This window comes from Quatrionicoccus australiensis (genome assembly GCF_020510425.1).
Taxonomy (GTDB): domain Bacteria; phylum Pseudomonadota; class Gammaproteobacteria; order Burkholderiales; family Rhodocyclaceae; genus Azonexus; species Azonexus australiensis_A.
Genome location: NZ_JAHBAH010000001.1, coordinates 3,169,884 through 3,189,835 on the forward strand (window position 1 = coordinate 3,169,884; position 19,952 = coordinate 3,189,835).

A 19,952-nucleotide genomic window follows, 5' to 3' on the forward strand; every position below is an offset into this window, starting at 1 on the left:
GAAGCGGGCTGAATTCAAAAAAACCGGATTCTTGTTGCCAAGGGGCCGGTTTTTTATTGCGGGAAAACCAACAAAAAACCCGCTCGGAGGCGGGTTTGATGGACTTGCTTGGAATGCTTTAACCCGCTAGCTGGTGCCCGAGCCAGCATTGAATAGTCCGGGAGGATCATTGTGGCTCAAGTGTTTTGATCTTATCAAAAATCTATATGCCCCCACCGTCACGACGCGCCCTGAGCGGACTGATGGTTTTTCATGGGCAATGGCTTCTAAATAAACTTAAAGCGGCCATGCATTCGTATTGGTAAATAGGCGAACTTCGAAGCTATGCTCAGCAGGCTAAAATATTTTCATATACCGCAGCATAATTTCGCTATTGATCTTGAAGCCGTTCTTAACCTCAAGATCCCGTGCCACCCGGAAAATAAACTGATGTGATTTGTCATCCGTCAGGTAGGTCGTTCCCAGCACGGCGCGTGAATTATCCGGTGCGTTATGCTGGTCAACCGCGTTGATCCGTGTTTCGCCACCGCGATTGATCTGACTGCCCAAATGAAACTGCCAGTTCTGATTGGCGCGATAGCGCAGGTGGCTGCTGAGTGCATAGGCGGTTTTCTGCTTCAGAGTACGTCCCCCAACGTAGTCGGTGTTGTCGCCGAACCACGCGACTTCAGGGACTAGCTCAAAAATGACCCCGCTACCCAGCGGCTTAATCCAGCCGCCGTTCAGTGTGAATTTGTAGCGGTTTTCGCCGACATTCAGTGCTTGGCGGCTGTCGTAATCCCCGCTTGGGACGAACAAGAGGCTGGTGAGGCCGATATATTCGCCACTCTCGCGGTTGGCCAATAGCCAGCCGGTTGCGCCAAAACGAAGATCGCCCAGGCCGCGGGCTTCTTCGCCCAGGGCGCGCGCCAGTGGCGTCGGGCTGACGGCATTTTGCGACCACGGCAAAACAGCTACCAGCGAAACCGGCATCCCTGCCACCTCAATGAAATGTCCCGCGCGCAAGGCAACAATCTGTGACGACAATTCGCCGTCGAGCAGTTTGTTGCCGTGGCTGTAAGGGCCGCTAAACTGGCGATTGTATGCATACACGGCAAAGGTCGTCGTGCCGGTTGCCAGCGGGAAAAAATCGGCCGGCAAAACGTCATTGACCGCAGCATTTGCCGACAAGCCAAGCATCAGTGCTGTCGCCGCGGCCAAATGGCGGCGAATCGGCATTTTCATTTCAGGATTGGACATCGTCACTCCCTTGTCGTGGCAAGCGTAGCGCAAACAGGCAGCCGGGCGTTTCCTTGGTCCGCAGTTCAATGCTGCCGCCATGCGCTTTGGCAATCATCCGGATAACAGCCAGTCCAAGCCCGCCACCTTTACCTTCCGGTACATTGACGCCGCGCTGGTAACGCTCGAATATCCTGATGCGGTCAGCTTCGGCAATGCCTTGCCCTTGATCGCTGACTTCGATCAGCAAGTCGTCGTCGGCTTTGGCGACTGAAACTTTCACCTCGCCCGGGCCGCCGTATTTGACCGCGTTATCGAGCAGGTTGGAGAGGGCAATGCGCAGCAATGCCGGATCGCAGCGCCATATTTCAGGTGCCCGGGAAAAATCAGTAACCAGTGTGTTCTTTGCCGACCAGATGACGATATCCGCCGCCTCGCGCACCAGGATTTCCAGAGGTACGTCTGCCCAATGCAAGGCAAAGGCATCGTCACGCAGGCGGGCATCGGCGAGGCAGGTATCGGTCAGTTTTGTCAGGCGGCGTGTGGCGCGCAGCACCTGTCTGGCTCGCATCTGCAAGTCCTCATCATCCTGTGGCGGCACCTCGGTCAGGTTGTTTGCCGTTGCATCAATCACCGCCAGCGGCGTGCGAAATTCGTGCGAGACCATGGCCATGAATTGCCGATGTTCAAACAGCGCCTGGCGCTCGTTATCGAGGGCGTATTGCAAGGAGGCTTGTGCCAGCGACAAGTCCCGAGTGCGTTCCTGCACCTTGGCTTCGAGCAAGGTTTTGGCCTCCCGGGTCGCCAGTAACGCTTCGTTTTGCTCACTGACCCACTGCACATGCGCGCGCCGGATTTCAAACAGGAAGATGCCGGCTATCACCAGCATGTGCGGGATCAACTCGTATTGCCAAAGCGTGTGCATGGCACGCGAGGGCGCCAACAAGCCGAAGTTGATGGCAAGTGCCGGTGCAACCGCCAGAAAATGAACCAGAAAAGCCAGCGCAAAGGCCAGTTGCAATCTGTTGTCCCGCAACGCCAGAATCAGCGCCATGATGAAGGCGCCCAGACTGGCCAATTCAGTGGCCAGCGTCACCCAGCCTGCGACCCAGTGGTAAAGATTGAGCGGTACGCTCAAGGCACCGATGACCAGAAGGCTGGCAGTTGCGAGATATAACTTGTCGATGCGCGGGAAACTTCGGGAAAGCGATAAACATTCCCGCACCAGCAAAATCCCGGTTGCACTCCCCAGGCACACCAGAATGCCCAGGCTCATGCTGGCCAGTTGCGGTGATTCGGGCCACAGAAGCCAGACGTGAAAACCTTGCAACCCCGCGACCATCCCGTAATTGAAAAGACAAGTCAGCAGCAGCACCACAAAGCGTCGTTGGCGAAAAATGACGACTAGGCCAACCAGCAGGATGCCTATGAAAGCCATCGTGCCGAAGTACAAGCCCCAATTGCGCGCCTCAGGCAAAGCCTGTGTCGCAAAAGCCGCCGGTTGCCATAGGGCGCCATACAAAATTACGGTACTGGTGCTGGCCACGCGGATGTAAAGCGGTTGATTGCCTTGCGGCTTAAGGCGGAACACAAAGTCGCGGGAATCCATTTCGCGCGTTGACAGGGGCAACAGATCACCCCCCTCGTGCCTGCGCCAGCCGATTGCTGTCGACTCGAAAATCTGCACGGAATCTATGAACGGTGGGCTCAATACCAGCCAGCTTTCCTGATTGGTTTTAGCCTGTGGCGGCAAGTCTACGCGCAGCCAGAAGGCGCTCGTTGTAAAGCCGGCGGCAAAAGCGCCCTGGTATTTGGCAAAGCGTTCGCTGGGTAGAGCCGCGACCTCTTCATGCGACAGCTTGCCGGTCGGGTCAACCAGCACACCGTAGGGCAATTCAACGCCCAGTCGCAGGGGCGGAGCGAGCCTGTCATGCTCGGGAGTGCCCCCAGCATGGACGCTACCAACCAATAGAAATATCGCCAGAAAACCCGCAATCAGCGGCCAACGAATTAGCAAATCAAAGAAATCACGTATATTTACGCGCATGGATCACCCATTCCCTACATTCCCCTGCATAGCCGTCATTGAAGATGACGAAGACCTGCGTGCCAACTTGTTACTCACGCTGCGCAGCAAAAATTACCCCACATGGGGGGCCGCCAGCGCCGAAGAATTCTATCGTGAGCGTGCTGTTTCGCCGGCGGATATTGTGCTGGTTGATCTCGGTCTGCCTGGCGAAGATGGCCTCTCTGCCTTGCGCCACCTACGTCAGAACGGCAATCTCGGGATTATTGTCGTTACTGCACGGGGGGGCTCCGAGAACCGGATTGCCGGACTGGAAGCCGGGGCTGATCACTATTTCATCAAACCGGTCGATACACGCGAATTGCTCGCTGCAATCGAGTCTTTGTGGCGAAGAATGGTCGCCAGGTCTGCTGCAACCGAAGGCGCAAAAAACTCAACACCGCTCGCCAGTGCCGATAATTGGGTACTTGAGCCAACCGCCCAGACGCTGAACTTACCGGATGGCAGGAAGATCAAGTTTTCCGAGCGCGAATGCAATCTGCTCGCCTGTCTGATGGGGGCTCAGGGGCTGGTGGTCGGTAAGGCTGCCCTGCACGCAGCGATTTTCCCTGAAGCCGAAGAAATCGATTTGCACCGTGTCGACGTTATCGTTTCCCGCCTGCGCCAGAAGTCCGAGAGTCTGCTTGGCTCACCTCTACCGATACGAACCATTTTTGGTAAGGGTTTTGTTCTGGTGTCCAAAAATCAGATGCGAGGTTCGGACTCCCGATAGCTGCCAGTCAGCCCCCCGGTTTTTGCGAACCTGGATGCCCTGAAGCTGTCGTCGGGAACCTCTCCCTGCCGTCCAGGAAGGGGCTTCGAACTATTATCTCGATTGCGGTCATCGTTTCCCCTTGCGTCAAAAAGCATAAAACCAGCTTGGTGCGCCGCTTCCGATGCGAAGCATTTTCGGCAAGGGCTACTTCTGGTAGCAAAAAATCAATTGCGAGGTTCCGAAGTCGTTATTTGAGAGAAATTGAGAGAAGTTGAGACTGACAATTTGTCAAAGCAATGGGTAAATTTCGCAGATTACTCATTTCGATGGCATCATTTTGGCTCAATTGGCATCTCTTCAGCGCAGTCATGCAAGATCGCTGAATCACCACAAAGCATTGCCGACTGTATTGATGATGGCGGTGCTTTTACTTGCGAGCTGCGCCAGCCTGCTCAGCGAGCGCGAACAGGCTGCGAATATCGGCCAAAAATCTGGGTTGACCGCTACAACCCTGCAAACGCAGCGTTTTCCGATTTTCGCGCAGACCCGCATCAGCCAGCCGGGTCAGGAACTCAATATCTATATCGAAGGCGATGGCGACGCCTGGCTCAGCCGCAATCAGTTATCGGCTGACCCGACGCCGGTTAATCCGCTCGCCCTGAAACTTGCCGCGCTTGATCCCGCTGCCAACGTGGCCTGGCTGGCCCGCCCCTGCCAGTACGTTTTGGCTGATTCCGCCAACTGTCGCGCTGATCACTGGAGCACCCTGCGTTACAGCCGCGAACTGGTCAACGCGCTGGATGCGGCCATTACCCAACTTAAAACACGGGTCGCCGCCCAACGCCTGAACCTGATCGGCTATTCCGGCGGTGCCACCATGGCCTTGCTGATTGCCGCGCAGCGCAATGACATTGCCAGCATCCGCACCGTCGCCGGCAACCTCGATACCGATGCCTTCACCAGCCATCACCAGGTCACGCCGCTAGGGCCGGAGAGCAATCCGCTGCGCCATGCCGCCACGCTGGCGAAGATTCCACAAACCCACTGGCTCGGCCAGAACGACACAAGCATCCCGCCGCCACTCGCCAATCGCTACGCCAATGCGGTCGGCCAAGGCAACTGCACACGGCTGCAAACCGTAGCAAACGCCACGCATAGCGGCGGCTGGGAAAAACGCTGGATTGATTTTTTGAATACACCGCTGCCTTGTGCGGCTCGATGAATTGCTCGGAGAGAAAAAATGAAAGAACGGAATCAGATGTTTCGGATCGTCAAGTTAGGCGGTAAGGCGGCGGCAATTGCGGTAGGAATATTGGGCACGTCAGTCCACGCAGGAACATTCAACGTTACCTCCAGCAATTTCAATCTATCGGATGACCCGAACATGCCGGGTAGTACAGCGATCTACTTTACTGGCCCCGATGCTGTCTATACGGGATATACACTGACTTCCATAACGGGCAATACTGTCACAAACAATAGTGGAGAAGGAAGCTTATATGCATTCAGCGGGGGGGTTACGTCACCCTTGGTGATCACGGGTGACGTGGGTAGCGACTCGAGCCGCCTGAGAGAGATTATCACCGGTCGTGCTCTCACGATAAACGGCGCCACGTTTCTCGCAGGGGACTTGCAACTAGGGAGCCATGTACCAACCCTTGATCTCAATGGGGATCTGAATATTAGCTCCTCTGGCCGTTTGCTTGCGCTCGCGACACCTCAAATCAATGTTGCTGATGGTGTAAACATCACCACCGGAAGTTTTTGGGGATTGAATGGCCACGCCACGCTTAATTTTTTGGGCTCCTCAACTATCAATGGTGCATTTACCGATAGTGGATTTACGCCAGATTCCGCGAACACCTTTATCATCAACGCGGGCGCGGATGGCAAGACAGTGACATTCCAGCAAAAGGTCATCGCATATTCACTGAATCTCTCCGGCACTGGCACGGTTGAATTAAATGCGGGGCTCACCGGCGACCTTGACGGTCAGAATAAGAGCGGCACCATTGTTCTCGGTGATGCACAAACGATCAGCGGCACCATCAGCAACACCGGCAAAGCGACCCTGCGCTATGCCGGAGACGGTACCGTCAGCAACACCAGTGGCATCTGGAGCACCATCGAAGCCGGTGCTGATAGCAAAACAGTTGATTTCACCGTTGGTAATGCGGCAAGCACCGTCAAATTGCTTGGCCCCGGCACGATCAACCTCAACGGCGGACTGGCCGGCAATCTGGATATGAACAACAAGGCCGGCACGGTCAACCTCGCTGATGCCAAGGATCTGACCGGTACTGTTTCCAGCCCCCTTGGCCGCAACGGCACCTTGAACGTACTCGGCACTTCAACGATTACCGGAACGGTGGCTGGCTTGAACACGATCAATGCCGGCGAAACCGGAAAGATAGCAACCTTCAGCAGCAGCGTTGATGCAAGCACGCTCAATCTGTCCGGTACCGGCACGATCAAACTGAATGGCGGGCTGATCGGCAATATCAATTTCAACAACAAGGCAGGTACAGTTGTTCTCGCCAATAACCAGAATTTGACCGGGGATGTACAAAACACGGGGAACACAGTAACCGGCAGCACGCTGACCTTTGCCGGTAGCAGTGTCGTTAAGGGCAATGTGGCAGGTGTGGATGTCATCAACGCCGGCGTTGACGGCTCTGTTGTCAGTGTTTCCGGTTCCCTCGCGGCCAATACGTTGAACATGACTGGCAGTGGCACACTGAACACTGCTGGCGGCATGACCCTATCCGGGGCGCTGACACTTGGCAGTTCAGGAACATTGGAACTCGGCTCAGGAACGAGCAAAGTCGGCGAATTCAATAGCAGTAGCCTAGGCTGGATCAAGGTCGATGCAGCAGGTAACGGAAGTGCTTTCACCAGCAACGGCAAGATTGTTGCGAGGGCGGGTAGCATGAGTGGCTACGAGCTGCTTACCGTGAATATGACAGGTGGAGTCGCCAACGGCGCCAAGTTCAGACTGATTGACTTTACCGGCGGGATGAATGCGAAGACCTTGATGTCCAAGCACGTCAGCACCAACAGCGCGACGCTCACTTTTACGGCGCAGTCCGGTGACAACGACGGTAACAAGCTGAACAGTGCTGAAGGTGCGGCAGGCGAAGACCTCTGGGTGCTGGCCAGCGCGGCCAGTGGCGCGAACTACACATCTTCCGGAAATGTTACTAGCAGCAATCCCTCTGCCAGTGCCGGCAATGTGTTGAGTAACATCGCCAACACCAACGGCGGTACGGGTGACATGCAGACGGTGGTCAATACTTTCAATATGTATTCCGCGGCACAGTTGAACAGTGAAGTGCAAAAGCTGGCACCGGTTTCAAACAACGCGCTAACTTCGGCCAGCCTTTCTACGGTCAACGCCGGTTTGAGCACAGTTTCTGGCCGCCTGGCTAACCTGCGTGGTGAACAATTGGCCTCGGCCGGACAGACCGGTCTTTCGGCCGGTGATGACGAGCGCGGTCGCAGCGTCTGGCTCAAGGGCTTTGGCTCCTGGGGGCAACAGGATGCGAAGGATGCCTACAGCGGCTACAAGGCTAATTCAGCCGGTGTCTCCTTGGGGGCCGATACGCTGGTCGGCGCGAGCAACCTGCGACTGGGTGCCGCCTTCAGCTATGCCGGTACCGGCGTTGCTCAACAGGATCAGCGCCATGGCGATGGCACGAACATCACGAGCTATCAGGGAACTTTTTATGCCATGAAGGAATTTGGGGCTGCCTATGTTGATGGCTTGCTGGCTTACGCCCGGCACGATTACAAGAGCCATCGTGCGACAGCGTTGAGCCGCACAGCGAGCGGTAACTGGAGCGGTACGCAATTGAGCGCGCGCTTGGATAGCGGCTATCGCATTCCGCTGGGTGTTACGACGGTCACTCCGCTGGCTTCACTGGAGTGGAGCCAGCTCAAGCAGGATGCGTACACTGAAACTGGTGCTGGCGCCTTGAATTTGAATGTCGATGCAGCAAGTAACACGCGTCTGCGCTCCGGTTTGGGCGCACGTCTGCAGGCTGATACATTTGTGGCGGGCATGGCGGTCAAGCCTGAAGCACGCGTCGTCTGGTTCCATGATTTCAAGGATGCCGGCACGGATACGACGTCGACCTACACAGGCGGCGGCGCCAGCTTTTTGACGCCGGGGCAGAAGATCGAGAAGGATGCGATCAATCTTGGCTTGGGTGTGACGGTTCAACCAAACAAGCTGGCCAAATTCAGCCTGAATTACGACTTTGAGGGACGCTCGGGTTATCAGTCACATGCCTTGCAACTGAGTGGGCGCTGGGATTTCTGAGTCGTTCAACAGATACCCCACTCAATCCGGTTGAAGTGTTTGTCGCCTTGCCTAGCTGAATAAGCCAGAAGGCAGACTTTATTGAGTGGGCCTGAAATTATGATATGTTGATAAAAGCAGGGGGGCGGCTAGGCAAGATTGGGGCAACTATCGCTTTTTTGGGTTTTTGCGCCGTGGCACGCGCAGTTGGTGAGCCTGCACTATCAGAGGTGACCGTCACGGGTTGCCGTAGCCTGTGGGGGTAAGTGCTTGGGGGTAACTCTGGGGGTAAGTGCTGCTACCCCCAGAGTTACCCCCACAAAGGCCCGGATTTGTTTGGATCATTCTGGACCGTGGTGGAACGAAAGGCAACAAAAAACCCGCACTGGTGCGGGTTTCATGGACTTGCTTGGACTGCTTTAACCAGCTAACTGGTGCCCCGAGCCAGACTCGAACTGGCACACCTTTCGGCGGCGGATTTTGAATCCGCTGCGTCTACCGATTCCGCCATCGGGGCGAATGGAGGCCGGATTATCCATGAATCACTTCTTCGTTTCAAGTGAATCAGGACAGGAGAAGGATTTAGCCAGGGCGCTGGCGACCAGCATGGCGGTGTTGCCGCCGGGTTTGGGGGGGAGATGTTCAAGATGGGCGAGCACGGCGCGGACCAGGCGCGGTGTCAGATCGGCTTCATTTGGCAGGCAAAAGGCATTGAGTTTGATGCCGATCTTGTCGGCGAGATAGTCACTGACGGCGTAACCGTCGGCAAAGCCGGCGACGTAGGAAATGCAGCGGGCGCTGCGCACCGACTGGTAAGGGTCGGTTGTCTTTTTCCGGGCGTAAAAGTCGTCGGCGGCCTGGCAGTCGTCGCGCAGCTCATCGATCGAGTAGGCGTGGGCTGAGGTGGCGCAGCAGAGGGCGAGCAGGCAGAAGAGTCTTTTCATGATTTTTCGAACCAGTTGAGCTTGTCATGCAGATTGACGACGCTGCCGACGACGATCAGCGCCGGCGGCTTGATGCCGGACTCGACAATGCGCTGTGGCAAGGTGCCGAGCGTAGCGAGCAGCGTTTGCTGTTCGGGCAGGGTGCCCTTGCGGATGACGGCGGCCGGTGTCAGTGACGGCAGACCGTGCGCGATCATCTGCTGGCAGATTTGTTCGGCGGCACCGATGCCCATGTAGAAAACCACGGTCTGGCCGGGGCGGGCCAGTGCCGGCCAGTCGAGATTGACGCTGCCATCCTTGAGGTGGCCGGTGACGAAGGTGACCGACTGGGCGTGGTCGCGATGCGTCAGCGGGAAGCCGGCATAGGCGGCGCAGCCGGCCGCAGCGGTGACGCCGGGAACGACCTCGAAGGGAACGCCGGAGGCCTGGAGGATTTCAAGCTCTTCGCCGCCGCGCCCGAAGATGAACGGGTCGCCGCCTTTCAGCCTGATCACGGCGAGGCCTTCTGCCGCGAGTTCGACGAGCAGCTGGTTGATCTCTTCCTGCTTCAGGGTGTGCCGGGAGGCCTTCTTGCCGACGTAGATGTGACGGCTGTGGGTCGGAAAGAGGGCGCGCACGCCTTCGCCGACCAGGTGGTCATAGACGATGGCGTCGGCACTGGCGATCAGGCGGGCCGCCTTGACGGTCAGCAGGTCGGCATCGCCGGGGCCGGCACCGACCAGCCAGACCTTGCCGGTGGAGTGTGTTTCGTTGTCGTTCATGTCGGTTTTCGGCACGGGCTTGTTCGCTGGGTGACTGGCGGTCGACCGGGGAAAAACACTGTTTTTCCCCGGTCGACCGTTAAAAGGAAAGGGCTGCTGCCTGGTGCGCGTACACCTTGCAGCAGCCCGTGATGCATTTTGCTTGTCGCTTTAGCCGGCTTCGCTGATTCGTTGGGCGATATGGGCGAGTGCCTCGTCGACCTGGTCGATCAGGATCAGGCAGAGATCGCCCGGACGCAGACGCTCCAGTGCCGTATCGATGGCCAGGAACTCGCCGGTGATCGCATCGATATGCTTGGTGCGGCTGGCGTTGGCCAGGCCTTCGCGGAGCAGGCCGATGACTTCGCCGTCTTCGCGGCCGCGCTGGCAGGCATCCTGGTAGAGGATGACGTCGTCGAAGGCTTCGCCGAGGATCTCGGTCTGCTGGCGGATGTCGTCGTCGCGCCGGTCGCCGGCGCCGCTGATCACCACCGAGCGGCGTACCGCCGGCATGTTGGCGATGCCGCCGACCAGCGCCTGGATGGCATCCGGGTTATGGCCGTAGTCGGCAATCAGCGTCGCACCCTTGTAGTCGAAGACGTTGAAACGACCGGGAGCGGTCGCCGCGTCGCTGACGAAGTTGGCCAGTGCCTTTTCGATCACTTCCCAGGCGTAGTCAAGCGCCCAGCCGGTGCCGATGGCCGCCATGGCGTTCTCGACCTGGAAGCCGATCGTGCCGTTACGGGTCAGCGGAATGTTGGCGAACGGGATGCGGTGTTTCTTGCGACCTTCGCCGCAGATGATCGCGTCGCGTTCGGCGTAGATCACCCGGCGGCCCTGGGCGCGGTGCGTGGCGAGTACCGGGTTCATGCGGTCGCGCGCAAAAAAGATGATGTCGCCGTGGCAATGGTGCGCCATGGCGGCGACTACCGGGTCGGCGGCGTTGAGCACGGCGGTACCGGTCGGCGCCACGTTTTCGACGATGACCCTTTTGACCACGGCCAGCTCGTCGACCGTCGTGATGTAGTTGAGACCGAGGTGGTCGCCGAGGCCGATATTGGTGATCACGGCAACATCGCACATGTCGAAACCGAGGCCTTCGCGCAGCACGCCGCCACGGGCGGTTTCGAACACGGCAGCGTCGACGTCCGGATGCAGCAGCACGTTGCGGGCGCTGCGCGGGCCGGAACAGTCGCCGTCATCGGTGCGGCGGCCTTCGATATAGACACCGTCGGTGCTGGTCATGCCGACGCGCAGTCCCTGGGCCTCAAAAATGCGGCCGATCAGGCGGCTGGTCGTCGTCTTGCCGTTGGTGCCGGCGATGGCGACAACCGGGATGCGGGCGTTGTCGCCGTCCGGGAACATCATGCCGACAATCGCTTCGCCGACGGCGCGGCCCTTGCCGAAAGACGGGTCGAGGTGCATGCGCAGGCCGGGGGCGGCATTGCATTCGACAATGCCACCACCCTGTTCTTCGAGCGGCTTGTGCATGGTGTCGCAGACAACGTCTATGCCGCAGATGTCGAGGCCGACCGTCTGCGCGGCAGCGATGGCGGCAGCAGCGAGTTCCGGATGCACGTCGTCGGTGACGTCGGTGGCGGTGCCGCCGGTCGACAGGTTGGCGTTGTTGCGCAACACGACACGCACCCCGCGGCCGGGTACGGACTCGGCCGTATAGCCTTGCTCTTCGAGGCGGGCGAGGGCGATGGCGTCAAAGCGGATCTTGGTCAGCGAGGTGGCGTGACCATCCGAGCGGCGCGGATCGCTGTTCACGATGTCGACCAGTTCGCGCACGGTGTGCGTACCATCGCCGATGACCAGCGGCGGATCGCGCCGGGCTGCGGCGATCAGTTTGTCGCCGATGACCAGCAGGCGCCAGTCGTGGCCGGGCAGGAATTTCTCGACCATGATGTCGTCGAAGAAACTGACAGCGACCTGGTAGGCCTTGCGGACCTGTTCTTCGGTGGTCAGGTTGACCGAGATGCCCTTGCCCTGATTGCCGTCCTGCGGCTTGACGACGACCGGCAGGCCGACTTCCTGGGCGGCTACCCAGGCATCGTCCTCGTCCTCGACCGGGCGGCCGTAAGGCACGGCAACGCCGGCGGCGTGCAGCAGCTTCTTGGTCAGTTCCTTGTCCTGCGCGATGGCTTCGCCGATCGCACTGGTCAGACTGGTTTCGGCCGCCTGGATACGCTTCTGCTTGCTGCCCCAGCCGAACTGGACGAGGCTGCCTTGGGTCAGGCGGCGGTAGGGGATGCCGCGCGCCACGGCCGCGGCGACAATGGCGCCGGTCGATGGGCCGAGGCGGATATCCTCGTCGAGCTCACGCAATTCCTTGAGCGTGCCTTCAAGATCGAAGGGTGTGTCAGCGATTGCGGCCAGGCAGAGTTGCTCGGCGCGCTCGAAGGCGAGGCGACCGACTTCTTCTTCGGTGTACTCGACGACGACCTGATAAACGCCTTGATCGACGGTTTGTGCCGTGCGGCTGAAGGTGACCGGGCAACCGGCCTGGGCCTGCAGGCCGAGAGCGGCAAACTCGAGGGCATGCGCCATCGAAACGGTGTCGAGGTGGTCGGCCGGGATCAGGTCGCCCAGCGCCGGGAAGCGCTCGCGCAGGCGGGCTTCGAAATTGTCCAGATCGGAGATGGCACATTCGGCACCTTCGCAGGTGACGATGGCCTGGATCGCGGTGTGCCGGCTCCACAGGTTGGGGCCGCGCAGGGCACGAATACGGGAAACGTCCATGACGCTAAATCCTTGTTAGTTCCGGTGGGTCGCCGGCTTTTTGGCCACGGGCGATTTCTTGGCGCGCAGCGGTAGCAGCGCGGCGGGGTCGGGCAGTTCGATACCGAAGGTCTTGAGGCCGGTGACGATGACTTCCTGCGTCAGGCCCAGGGCCCAGCCGGCAGCGACCGCGGCCAGCACGTTGGCGATGGTGTGCGGATCCTTCTGCTTGCCGATCACCGGGGCATCGCCCAGACGGCACAGGCGGATCTCGTCCTGGCCGCTGGCCATGATGATGCGGCCCTCGGCGACATAGACCGTGCGGCCGTTGCCGGCGCGGTGCGTGACCAGGGCCGGGGTGGCCGGATCGGCGGCGTAGAAGATCACTTCGCCGTCGCACAGCTCGGCAAACTCGGCGACCAGCTCGTCGGCGCCATTGAGTACGGCATGGCCGCTGGGCAGCACGACATCGACCTGGGTGCGGTAGATCGAGCGGTGCGTCGTGTAGTACTCGCCGCCTGTGGGCTGGACATCCCAGCGCGAGAGGTCTTCGTCGGCCGGGACGATGTCGGTGATGACACCGACCGAGCAACGGTCGTAAGGCAGGCCTTCGCCGAGGATGACTTCGGCGCCGTTCTCGATGACGGCAGCTTCGACCGAGCGGTTGAGCAGCAGGCGACGGCCGCCTTCCCAGTTGGCCGCATTGCTTTTCTGGACCTGGCGGCGGCCGAGGAAAATGCCGTCGCTGCAGGCCAGGCCGGCTTTCTGGCCGGACAGGTAGAGGAAGTGGGCAATCAGCTTGGCAACGGCGGTCTTGCCGTGCGTGCCGGTCACGCCGACCAGCGGTACGCGACCGCCGACGCCAGCGCCAAACAGGTTGTCGACGATGGCCTGGCCAACCGGGCGCGGTTTGCCGATGCCCGGCTTGATGTGCATCAGCAGGCTGGGGCCGGCGTTGACTTCAACGATGGCGCCACCCTGTTCGGCGAGCGGCTTGGCGATGTCCTTGCAGACGAGGTCGATGCCGGCAATGTCGAGGCCGACGATGCGCGCCGCCAGGGCGGCGGTACGTGCCGTTTCCGGATGGACGTCGTCGGTGCAGTCAAAGGCGTGGTTGGCGTTGCGCTGGATCAGCACTTCGCGCCCGGCCGCCGGCACGCTGTCGGCGCTCAGGCCCTGGCGTTCGAGTTCCATGCGGGCCGCGGTGTCGATGCGGATGATCGAGAGCGGATGCAGTTCGGTCGTGCCACGTCGAGGATCAACGTTGATCTGGCTGTCGATCAGTTCCTGCACGGTCGACTTGCCGTCGCCGTTGATTGTGATCAGGTCGCTGCGATTGGCGGCGACCAGTTTGCCGCCGACGACGAGCAGGCGGTGTTCGATGCCCTGGATGGAGCGCTCGACCAGAACGCCGGAGCCTTCTTCGACGGCGATGGCGTAGGCCTTGGCTACCTCTTCCTTGCTGGTCAGGTCGATAAACACTCCGCGTCCGTGGTTGCCGTCGGTCGGTTTGACGACGACCGGCAGGCCGATGTCTTCGGCGGCTTCCCAGGCATCTTCGGCGCTGCTCACTTCGCGGCCTTCCGGGATGGCGACGCCGCAGGAGGAGAGCAGGGTCTTGGTAAGGTCCTTGTCGCGCGAGATGGTTTCGGCGATGGCGCTGGTCTGGTCGGTTTCGGCCGTCCAGATGCGGCGCATTGCGGCGCCGTAGCCGAGTTGCACGAGGTTGCCGTCGTCGAGCAGACGGATCGCCGGAATGCTGCGCGCTTCGGCGGCATTGACGATGGCCGCGGTCGACGGGCCGAGATACTTGCGATCGACGCGGCGACGCATGGTGCTGGTCGCTTCGGCCATGTCGAAGGGCGTGTCGTTGACGGCGGCAAGGATGAGCTTGATGCCGGTTTCGAGGGCGAGGCGGGTGCAGTCTTCCTGGAAGTTGCTGATCGCCAGCTTGTAGACGCCGCGCTCGGTGGTTTCGCGGGTGCGCCCGAAGCCGTCGGGCAAACCGCCCAGCGTCATCAGTTCGAGCGAGACGTGCTCGAGCACGTGGCCGATCCAGGTGCCCTCGTCGAGGCGGCGCAGGAAACCGCCGCGTTCGTCGTAGTTGCAACGATGTTCGATCAGCGATGGCAACCAGGCCTTGAGGCGGTCAACGAAACCGGGCAGCTTGTTGGACGGATAGTCCTCGAATTCGCCGATGTCGATCCAGGCTTCGAGGGCCGGGGGGTAGGTCCAGATGCTCGGACCGCGCAGGGAAATGATGTCCCGGATGATGATGTCTTTTTTCTTCATGATTCCTTCGCCCGGCTCCGTTTCACGGTCAAGATTGTTATTGGGGCAGATGGTGATTATTAACGCTTTCGAGGGGCGATGGATTACCCGTGACAAAAAAATGTCACAACCCGGTACGCCCGGTTACAGGAAGCGGTCGAGCAATTTGCGGCTTTGCCGGTCGAGTACGGTCAGATCGCGGACCAGAAACTGGATGCCGTTGCTGTCGGCAATCAGCAGGCAGGTCTGCGACAGGCGGCGGATGTCTTCCTCGCCCTTGAGGACCAGCGCCGTCGTGCCGCGGTTGGTTTCCACCTGCCAGGTACTCGGGCAGGCAAAACTGGACACTTCGCTGATCTGCGTGATTTCCGGGACGAACTCGCGGCTCGCCAGTTCTTCTTCAAGCAGTTGGCCGATCGCCGGCGGCAGGTCGGCGATGTTGTCCACCCAGGCTACTTCGTGCCCTTCGTAATTGATCAGCGACAGGCCTTCGTCGGGGGCGGCGATGGGAAAGGCGCGCACCGGCGTGATGCCTTCGTGGCGTTCGCCATTTTCGCCGGTCAGGGTGAGTCGACCGTAGGCGTCGCGTTCGAGCTGGAAATTGGGGTTCGACATGATGACTTTCAGGCCGTGACGGTTTTCGGGAGATCGGGGGCGCGCGGCAGTTCCGGTTCGGTATCGACGTTGCGTGCCTGGGCCTGGTACAGCTTGTAGTAATGCCCTTCGAGTGCCATCAGCTGGTCGTGGTTGCCGATTTCGACGATGCGGCCGCGATCCATGACGACCAGACGGTCGGCCTTCCTGAGCGTGGACAGGCGGTGCGCGATGGCGATCGTGGTGCGGCCACGCACCAGATTGTCGAGCGCCTTCTGGATTTCCTTCTCGGTTTCGGTGTCGACCGCCGAGGTCGCTTCGTCGAGAATCAGGATGCGCGGGTCGATCAACAGGGCGCGCGCGATCGAGATGCGCTGGCGCTCGCCGCCGGACAGGCCCTGGCCGCGTTCGCCGACCAGCGAATCGTAGCCGTGCGGCAGGCGCAGGATGAACTCGTGGGCGTGTGCGGCGCGGGCGGCGGCGATGATTTCCTGGCGCGTTGCCTGCGGCTTGCCGTAGGCGATGTTCTCGGCGATGGTGCCGAAGAACAGGAAGGGCTCCTGCAGGACGAGGCCGATGTGCTGGCGGAATTCTTCGACCGGCACGGAGCGGACATCGACGCCGTCGATCAGCACCTGGCCTTCGGAGACGTCGTAGAAGCGGCAGATCAGGTTGACCAGCGTGCTCTTGCCCGAGCCGGAGTGGCCGACCAGGCCGATCATCTCGCCGGGCTGGATGACCAGATCGACATCGCGCGTCACGGCACGCGTGCCGTAGCGGAAGCTGGCCTTCTTCAGTTCGAGCTGGCCGGTCACCTTGCTCAGGTGGATCGGGTTGGTCGGCTCCGGCACGCTGGATACGTGGTCGAGGATCTCGAAAATGCGCTTGGTGCTCGACGCGGCGCGCTGGGTCGCGGAGACGATGCGGCTCATCGAGTCGAGACGGGTGTAGAAGCGGCCGATGTAGGCGAGGAAGGCGGTGAGCACGCCGACCGTGCTGGCGCCCTTGGAAATCTGCCAGATGCCGAACACCCAGACGACGAGCAGGCCGACTTCGGTGAGCAGGGTGACGGTCGGGGTGAACAAGGACCAGGTCTTGTTCAGCTTGTCGTTCATCTGCAGGTTATGCTCGTTGGCGGCGCGGAAGCGGGCGCCTTCGCGCTTTTCCTGGGCAAAGGCCTTGACGACGCGGATGCCGGGGATGGTATCGGCCAGTACGTTGGTCACTTCGGCCCAGACGCGGTCGATCTTCTCGAAACCGGTGCGCAGCTTTTCGCGCACGAAATGGATCAGCCAGCCGATGATCGGCAGCGGCAGCAGCGTGACCAGCGCCAGCCACGGGTTGATGCTGAACAGGATGACGGCGGTCATCGTGATCATCAGCACGTCGGTGGCGAAATTGAGCAGGTCGAGGGACAGGAAGATGTTGATGCGGTCGGTTTCGTTACCGATGCGCGCCATCAGGTCACCGGTGCGCTTGCCGCCGAAATATTCGAGCGACAGGCCGAGCAGGTGGTCGTAGGTCTGCGTGCGCAGGTCGCGTCCCATGCGTTCGGAAACCAGCGACAGGATGTAGGTGCGGATCCAGCCCAGGCCCCAGGCCAGCACGGCGGCGCCGAGCAGGCCGCCGAGATACATCAGGACCAGTGGCCAGTCGATCGGCTTGCCGTTCTGGAACGGGATCAGCACGTTGTCCATCAGCGGCATGGTCAGGTAGGGCGGCACCAGTTGCGCCGCTGTCGACGCCAGGGTGAGCACAAAACCGGTCAGCAACTGCCAGCGGTAGGGGCGGGCAAAGCGCCACAGGCGGAACAGTGTCCAGGTCGACGGCGGGACGGCGGTTTCGCGATTGCAGTTCGGACATTCGTCGTCGCCCGGCTCGAGCGGCGCCTTGCATTTCGGGCAGACGTCCTCGGGCGGGCGGGCGACCGGCTGGCTGGAAACGATGCTCTCCAGGTGCAGTTCGAACTCGGCGATGACGCGCAGGGCGGCCAGGTTGTGGGCCAGCGTGTAGCGCCAGCAGGCCTGGCGGCCATTGGTGTCGAGCAGTTCGAGCGTGCCGACGCCGGCATGGTCGACATGGTTCAGGCTGAGGCCGGCTTGCAGCGGCCAGGTTCGCCAGTTGCTCTCGCCCGGCGCCAGCGCGAGCAGGCGGCGGTCAGTGATGATGACCAGGCCGCGGGCGAACTGCAGACGGGCATCGAGGTCGATTTCAAGCCAGGCCTGGGAGTTTTCGCCGGCGCTAAGTTGCGCTTCGACTTCAGCCGCCCAGTGAGCGGGGAGCACCGGCTCGTTGCCGGTGGTGTTTTGTGCAATGGCAGTCATCGGGCGAGTATATCGCAAGGCTGGGGGTAGCCGCCTAACGCCCGGCCGGCTGGACGGTTGACCGGTGTCGGTCGCCGGGGGCGTTCGGCTCGGCTAGAATTGCCCTCTTTTTCCGGGTTGACCGCTGCGCGCCGTGTCCAGAATCGTTTTCTTCAACAAGCCTTACGGTGTGCTCAGCCAGTTTACGCCGGAGGGCAAATGGCGGGCGCTCAATGAGTTCATCAGCCTCAAGGACGTTTATGTCGCCGGCCGCCTCGATGCCGACAGCGAGGGGCTGCTTATCCTGACTGACGATGGCAAGCTGCAGGCGCGCATTGCCGATCCGAAACACAAGCTGGAAAAAACCTACTGGGCGCAGGTCGAGGGCGAGCCGCAGGAAAGCGACCTGGAACGCCTGCGCGCCGGCATCAAGCTTTCCGATTTCACGGCGCAGCCGGCGAAAGTTCGCCTGATCGACGAACCGGCCGGGCTTTGGCAGCGCGACCCGCCGATCCGCTTTCGCCAGGCGATTCCGACCCGCTGGCTGGAAATCCGCATTGCCGAAGGCAAGAACCGTCAGGTCAGGCGAATGACAGCCGCCATCGGCTATCCTACGCTGCGTCTGATCCGCGCCGCGATCGGCGGGGTTGGTCTGGCCGGCCTGCCGCTGGGCCAGTGGCGCGTCATCGAAGGCTCTCTCAAGGATTTGCAAGGAACATTCCATGAATAAGAACGTATTTGCCGTCTTTTTCGGCCTGCTGCTCAGTGGCGCGGCGCTGGCGCAGACGGCCATGCCGGTCGTCGAGCTGACTGCCGGCTTTCACCGCATCGAGGCCGAAGTCGCCGCGACCGACCAGAACCGGCAGACCGGCCTGATGCAGCGCAAGTCGATGCCGGCGCAGCGCGGCATGCTGTTCGTCTTTCCGCAGCCGAACGCCTATTGCATGTGGATGCGCAATACGCTGATCCCGTTGTCGGTGGCCTTTCTCGATGCCGAGGGCAAGATCATCAATATCGAGGACATGCAGCCGCAAACAGAGGACAACCATTGCGCCAAGAAGATGGCCAGTTACGCGCTGGAAATGAATCTCGGCTGGTTCGCCCAGCGCGGCCTGAAGGCCGGCACCCGCCTCAATGGCATCGAGAAGGCGCCGCGGGGTCAGTAATGCGCAGCAATCGTTGGCGTTCCGGCCTCGGCCAGGCGCCAGTTTCACCCGTTCTGGCCTCCTGGTTGAGCGAACCGACCTCGCTGACGGCGCGCTGCCAGCGATTGAGCACGAGCTTTCGCGTGCGCCTGCTCGCCTACGGGCGTGGCCGGCCGCTTGCCGATGAAGGGCTGATCTTCGATCAGGGCCGCCAGCCGGCCTGGGTGCGCGAAGTGGCGCTCGAGTGCGACGGCGTGCCGGTGATTTTTGCCCATACCACGCTGTCGACCGCTGGCCGCGGCCGCCTGAGCCGCTGGCTGGCACGTCTGGGCAGCCGTTCGCTCGGCTCGCTGCTTTTTGCCCATCCCGGCTTTTGCCGTGGTGATATCGAATTTCGCCGCCTCGACAGCCGGCATCCGCTGTATCGGCGGGCGGCGGCGCTCGGTGCCTGCGGCCGCTATCTCTGGGCGCGCCGTTCGCTGCATCGCCTGGGCGGGCAGCAGGTGATCGTCACTGAGGTCTTTCTGCCGGCGATCGAACGCCTGGGCTGACTGCCGCTCAGGTGGATTGCTTGGCGTTTCGTTCGCGCACGACCGGGCGCATGAACTTGACCGAGAACTGCCAGCCTTCTGGCGTTGCCTTGAGAACCAGGGTTTTTGAATGGTCGCCGTCTTCAAAGGCTGGTTCGCCAAGCAGTTCGATGGCGCCGATGCCCTTGATGACGCAGGCGCCGGGCAGGGTGATGAAGGCCGATTCGGCGGCGACCAGCACGAACTGGCCGCTCTTCGACTCCGAGCAGGCCAGCCCTTTCGGTACGCCGGCCGGATTTTCCTTCCAGCTTTGCCGCAGTTTTTCCAGGCCGTGCAGCAGTTCGTCGGTGGTCTGGGCGGCGAGACTGAGCTCGCAGGATTTTGCCTGGGCCATGCGCGTGCT

General features: G+C 60.8%; 15 protein-coding genes and 1 tRNA gene. 6 read left to right on the forward strand and 10 right to left on the reverse strand.

The annotated features are described in order from the left end of the window. Nucleotides 1–336: 336 nt before the first annotated feature. Nucleotides 337–1,239, reverse strand: a complete 903-nt coding sequence (locus tag KIG99_RS15330) for a transporter (RefSeq protein ID WP_226460934.1) — start codon at nt 1,237–1,239, stop codon at nt 337–339. Next, nucleotides 1,226–3,265 (reverse strand): sensor histidine kinase, encoded by a 2,040-nt coding sequence (locus tag KIG99_RS15335; protein WP_226460935.1) that lies wholly within the window; start codon nt 3,263–3,265, stop codon nt 1,226–1,228. Before KIG99_RS15335 ends, KIG99_RS15330 begins: the two co-directional genes overlap by 14 nt. Here KIG99_RS15335 and KIG99_RS15340 point away from each other — a divergent pair. From KIG99_RS15340 to KIG99_RS15350, 3 genes are all read left to right on the forward strand, one after another. Continuing rightward, on the forward strand, nt 3,264–4,016 hold the full coding sequence (locus tag KIG99_RS15340) for a response regulator transcription factor (protein WP_226460936.1): 753 nt from the start codon (nt 3,264–3,266) through the stop codon (nt 4,014–4,016). The two genes, KIG99_RS15335 and KIG99_RS15340, sit on opposite strands and share 2 nt — an antisense overlap. A gap of 403 nt (nt 4,017–4,419) precedes the next feature. Beyond that, nucleotides 4,420–5,220: an alpha/beta hydrolase family protein gene (locus tag KIG99_RS15345; protein WP_226460937.1), complete on the forward strand. Its 801-nt coding sequence runs from the start codon at nt 4,420–4,422 to the stop codon at nt 5,218–5,220. An 18-nt stretch (nt 5,221–5,238) separates the two neighbouring features. Next, nucleotides 5,239–8,319, forward strand: a complete 3,081-nt coding sequence (locus KIG99_RS15350; RefSeq protein WP_226460938.1) for an autotransporter outer membrane beta-barrel domain-containing protein — start codon at nt 5,239–5,241, stop codon at nt 8,317–8,319. Nucleotides 8,320–8,730: 411 nt separating this feature from the next. On the opposite strand, the gene KIG99_RS15355 is transcribed toward KIG99_RS15350, so the two are convergent. The 7 genes from KIG99_RS15355 to KIG99_RS15385 form a co-directional block, all read right to left on the reverse strand. After that, nucleotides 8,731–8,815: transfer RNA gene (locus tag KIG99_RS15355), tRNA-Leu, on the reverse strand. 25 nt (nt 8,816–8,840) lie between these two features. Then, entirely contained in the window at nt 8,841–9,242 is a 402-nt protein-coding gene (locus KIG99_RS15360; RefSeq protein WP_226460939.1) for a Rap1a/Tai family immunity protein, read from the reverse strand. Beyond that, nucleotides 9,239–10,003 carry a uroporphyrinogen-III C-methyltransferase gene (gene cobA / locus KIG99_RS15365; protein WP_226460940.1) on the reverse strand — a complete coding sequence of 255 codons (765 nt, stop codon included), beginning with the start codon at nt 10,001–10,003 and terminating at the stop codon, nt 9,239–9,241. The genes KIG99_RS15360 and cobA overlap by 4 nt, the downstream gene beginning before the upstream one ends. Before the next feature lie 150 nt (nt 10,004–10,153). After that, nucleotides 10,154–12,727 carry a cyanophycin synthetase gene (gene cphA / locus KIG99_RS15370; RefSeq protein ID WP_226460941.1) on the reverse strand — a complete coding sequence of 858 codons (2,574 nt, stop codon included), beginning with the start codon at nt 12,725–12,727 and terminating at the stop codon, nt 10,154–10,156. 15 nt (nt 12,728–12,742) lie between these two features. Continuing rightward, nucleotides 12,743–14,998 carry a cyanophycin synthetase gene (locus KIG99_RS15375; RefSeq protein WP_226460942.1) on the reverse strand — a complete coding sequence of 752 codons (2,256 nt, stop codon included), beginning with the start codon at nt 14,996–14,998 and terminating at the stop codon, nt 12,743–12,745. Nucleotides 14,999–15,121: 123 nt separating this feature from the next. Beyond that, a complete protein-coding gene (locus tag KIG99_RS15380) occupies nt 15,122–15,592 on the reverse strand; it encodes a cyanophycin metabolism-associated DUF1854 family protein (protein WP_226460943.1) in 471 nt (156 codons plus the stop codon). A gap of 8 nt (nt 15,593–15,600) precedes the next feature. After that, nucleotides 15,601–17,895, reverse strand: coding sequence for a cyanophycin metabolism-associated ABC transporter (locus KIG99_RS15385; protein ID WP_226460944.1), 2,295 nt, complete (start codon nt 17,893–17,895; stop codon nt 15,601–15,603). 133 nt (nt 17,896–18,028) lie between these two features. On the opposite strand from KIG99_RS15385, the gene KIG99_RS15390 reads away from it, so the two are divergent. The 3 genes from KIG99_RS15390 to KIG99_RS15400 are packed head-to-tail and all read left to right on the forward strand — an operon-like array spanning nt 18,029 to nt 19,570. After that, complete coding sequence (locus tag KIG99_RS15390) at nt 18,029–18,604, forward strand: pseudouridine synthase (protein WP_226460945.1); 576 nt, start codon at nt 18,029–18,031, stop codon at nt 18,602–18,604. Next, complete coding sequence (locus tag KIG99_RS15395) at nt 18,597–19,040, forward strand: DUF192 domain-containing protein (protein ID WP_226460946.1); 444 nt, start codon at nt 18,597–18,599, stop codon at nt 19,038–19,040. Before KIG99_RS15390 ends, KIG99_RS15395 begins: the two co-directional genes overlap by 8 nt. Further along, nucleotides 19,040–19,570, forward strand: coding sequence for a chorismate--pyruvate lyase family protein (locus KIG99_RS15400; protein WP_226460947.1), 531 nt, complete (start codon nt 19,040–19,042; stop codon nt 19,568–19,570). The genes KIG99_RS15395 and KIG99_RS15400 overlap by 1 nt, the downstream gene beginning before the upstream one ends. A gap of 7 nt (nt 19,571–19,577) precedes the next feature. On the opposite strand, the gene KIG99_RS15405 is transcribed toward KIG99_RS15400, so the two are convergent. Then, the gene (locus tag KIG99_RS15405) at nt 19,578–19,943 is read right to left on the reverse strand and encodes a hypothetical protein (RefSeq protein WP_226460948.1); all 366 of its coding nucleotides are present in this window, start codon (nt 19,941–19,943) and stop codon (nt 19,578–19,580) included. Nucleotides 19,944–19,952: the final 9 nt, after the last annotated feature.